Origin of the sequence: Halolamina salina (genome assembly GCF_042678005.1) — an archaeon.
GTDB classification, from domain to species: Archaea; Halobacteriota; Halobacteria; order Halobacteriales; family Haloferacaceae; genus Halolamina; species Halolamina salina.
The window spans coordinates 1-3030 of the sequence record NZ_JBHUDH010000071.1 but is presented as its reverse complement, the minus strand read 5'-3'; the positions used below and the strand labels follow the sequence as shown (position 1 = coordinate 3030).

General features: G+C 71.4%; 5 protein-coding genes and 1 pseudogene. 2 read left to right on the top strand and 4 right to left on the bottom strand.

Translation table 11 applies throughout. The features are described 5' to 3' along the window. A pseudogene (locus ACFR9S_RS07640) lies at positions 1 to 215 on the top strand (hypothetical protein); the annotation flags it as partial. 3 nt (positions 216 to 218) lie between these two features. Here the strand turns inward: ACFR9S_RS07640 and ACFR9S_RS07635 are convergent. The 4 genes from ACFR9S_RS07635 to ACFR9S_RS07620 form a co-directional block, all read right to left on the bottom strand. Then, entirely contained in the window at positions 219 to 737 is a 519-nt protein-coding gene (locus tag ACFR9S_RS07635; RefSeq protein WP_379732310.1) for a DUF7122 family protein, read from the bottom strand. Further along, complete coding sequence (locus ACFR9S_RS07630; RefSeq protein WP_379818370.1) at positions 737 to 1672, bottom strand: RsmB/NOP family class I SAM-dependent RNA methyltransferase; 936 nt, start codon at positions 1670 to 1672, stop codon at positions 737 to 739. Before ACFR9S_RS07630 ends, ACFR9S_RS07635 begins: the two co-directional genes overlap by 1 nt. Positions 1673 to 1715: 43 nt before the next feature. Then, on the bottom strand, positions 1716 to 2213 hold the full coding sequence (locus ACFR9S_RS07625) for a hypothetical protein (protein WP_379818369.1): 498 nt from the start codon (positions 2211 to 2213) through the stop codon (positions 1716 to 1718). Between the two features lie 128 nt (positions 2214 to 2341). Next, complete coding sequence (locus ACFR9S_RS07620; protein WP_154018489.1) at positions 2342 to 2485, bottom strand: hypothetical protein; 144 nt, start codon at positions 2483 to 2485, stop codon at positions 2342 to 2344. A gap of 85 nt (positions 2486 to 2570) precedes the next feature. Between ACFR9S_RS07620 and ACFR9S_RS07615 the strand changes: the two genes are divergently transcribed. After that, a partial coding sequence (locus tag ACFR9S_RS07615; RefSeq protein ID WP_379818368.1) for a DJ-1/PfpI family protein occupies positions 2571 to 3030 on the top strand: 460 nt, incomplete at its 3' end.

Below are 3030 nucleotides of genomic sequence, written 5' to 3'. Positions count from 1 at the left end.
TCGGTCAGCCCGACTTCCCGACGCCTGATCACGCCCGCCAGGGCGCGGTCGAGGCGATCGAGGCCGGGATGGATCTCTCCGCGGCGGAGGCGGTGCTGGCGGAGCACGGCCTCACCGACGCCTCGGCCGCGCTCTCGGCGCTCGGCTACCGCGTCGAGTGGGAGGGACTCGGCGGCGGGACGGTGCGGGAGAAAGACGGCGAGTCGGCGGGGTAGCGCTCAGTCGAGCGTCGTCATCTCCTCCTGATACCCCTTCGGCACCCGCGAGCGAAGCTCGCCGTGGAGGTAGAGGCCGACGCCGATGGGTTCGAGTTCGCCGGCGAGCTCGTGGGCCGCGATCAGGTAGCCCCAGTCGCCGTCCCAGCGCTCGAGCTGCTGGTCGTGGCCGGCGGCGAACGCCGCCGCCTCGCCCGGGCCGAGTTCGATCACGTTCCGCGTCGCGTCGCGACCGAACCGACGCACGCCGGTCGTCGTCGGCTTCCAGTGCTCCTGTCGGGTCCGGAGTACGGTGATCCCCAGCCCCTCCGCTTCGACGGGGGAGGGGAGCTCGGCGCTGAACGCCCAGATCTTCCCCGAACCCTTCTCCCAGAACGTCACGCCGTCGAACGTCTCGGGATCGACGCCGAAGCGCTCCTGCCACCAGTCGACCACTTCCTCGCGCGAGGCTCGTCCCTCGACCTCGCGGTCCGCGGGCGTCGCGGGCAGTCGATCGAACCGCTGGCCGTCGTTCTCGCCCATTAGGCGCTCACCTCCTCGCCCGCATCTCCACCGCCGACCCGGAGTTTCGCGACGAAGAACCCGCCCGTGTCGTTCTGGTGGGGGTAGACGCGGTGGGCCTTCCGGAGCGAGTCGTCGAACTGCTGGTCCTCCCACTCGGTGACGCCGGGCGACGTTTCCAGCGGCGCGTCCCACTCGACCATCTCGGCGTCGGTGGTCTCGATCGCGTGGTCGACGACGGCCTCGTTCTCCTCGGGCGCGAACGTACAGGTCGAGTACACCACCTCGCCGCCCGGGCGAGTGAGTTCGATCGCCCGCCGCAGGATCCCTTTCTGGATCCCGACGAGGCTCTCGACGTGGCCCAGCGACCACTTCTCCAGCACGTCGGGGTTCTTCCGGCAGGTGCCCTCACACGAGCAGGGCACGTCCGCGACCGCGCCGTCCAGCGCGTCGATCCCCAGCGAGTCGAGCGAGAAGTTCCGGGCGTCGTCGTTCGTCACGACCAGATTACTCACGCCGAGTCGCTCGGCGTTGTGCCGGAGCGCCGAGAGCCGGCCGAGGTTGTTGTCGTTGCCGATCAGGACGCCGGAGTCGTCCATCAGGTCCGCGAGGTGGCAGGTCTTGCTCCCCGGCGCCGCGCAGGCGTCCCAGACGCGGTCGCCCGGATCGGGGTCGAGCGCGAGCGCGGGCAGCGCGGACACCTCCTCCTGCCCGTGGAGCCAGCCGTGGACGTACGGCCACGTCGTGCCGGGGGAGCCGTCGGGCAGTCGGAGCAGGCGGTCGCTCCAGTCGACCATCTCGTACGTGACTCCTTCCTCGTCGAGCGCTTCGCGGGCGCGTTCGGGGGTGGCGGCGATCCCGTTGACCCGGACCACCGAGGGGAGGGGTCGGTCGCAGGCGGCGCGGAACGCCTCGGCGTCGTCGACGAGGCGCTCGTAGCGATCGAGTGGGTTCATACCGGCGGTCGGCGGCCGCGGCGCTTGTCGGTTTCGGAGCGGGCTAACCGTCGGCGCCACGGCCGAGTATCGGTTCGTCCTGAACGAGCCGCCATAGCCCGGTACCGACCGCGAGCACGGCGGTGAGCACGACGACCGTGAGGCTCCCGACGACGGCGCCGAGCCACGAGAAGGCGTACGTGCCGGAGACGGCCCGCGGGAGCGACTCCGGCAGTACCCAGCCGAGCGCAGTCAGCAGACCGAGCGCAGCGACGAACACGACGGTCGCCGCCCCGGCACGGACGACTGCGGCCCGATCCGCGAGCGGGCCGAACCGGAACCGCCCGCTTCCCGCGGGCAAGGCGTAGCCGACGTGGGCGAGGGCGGCGCCGACGGACTGGGCGAGCAGCACGAAGATCACCGCGAACCCCGTCGGAACCCCGTCGCTGTTCGGCGGTGGTTCGGGGATCGTCGCACCGACGTAGAGGCCGTAACAGAACACTCCGGCGCCGACGAGCAGGAGGGCGGCGCGTGCGAGACCGAGATACCGTTTCGGGGACACGGCCGGAACATGCGTGCTGGCCGGCATAGGCTTTCTGTCGCTCGCGGCCGTCGACGCGGGCACACCCACGGCGTCTCGTCACCGACAGCGGCCCGCCGGCCGCCGCCGACCGCGGGCCGTGGCCTGTTTCACCCGTGGGTCGCGGTATCCGTCGTCCCCAAGATGGTCTCGCAGTGGGGACACTGCCAGACCACCGGCTCACCCCAGTCGGCGTCGATGAACGCGCGTTCGAGCTTCCGCACTTCCCGTTCGCAGGACGGACAGTTGGTCATAGTTCGGCTCCCGACTGCCCCGGATTAACCGTTTCCTTCCCGGAACCCCGGGACGCTTTTGCGCTCCGGGCGCCCATACCGCCACATGACGACGCGTATCGACGTGCTGCTGTACGACGGCTTCGACGAACTCGACGCGGTCGGCCCGTTCGAGGTGTTCCAGAACGCCGCCCGTGCGGGCGCGGACTGCACCGTCTCGCTGGTCACCCACGAGCCACGCGAGCGCGTGGTCGCGAGCCACGGCCTCGATGTCGGCGTCGACGGCACCCTCGCCGACCCCGAGGAGGACGACGCTCCGGACCTGCTCGTGATTCCCGGCGGCGGGTGGTCCGCGGGCGAGGGCGGCGTTCGCCGCGAGTACGACGCCGGCGACCTCCCGGCGGAGATCCTCGACCACCACACGGGCGGGACGACGATCGCCTCGGTCTGTACGGGCGCGATGCTGCTCGAGCGCGCCGGCCTCTTGGGTGACGGCCCGGCGGTTACCCACCAGTCCGCGGTCGAAGACCTCCGCGACGCCGGCGTCGAGGTCGCCGACGCCCGCG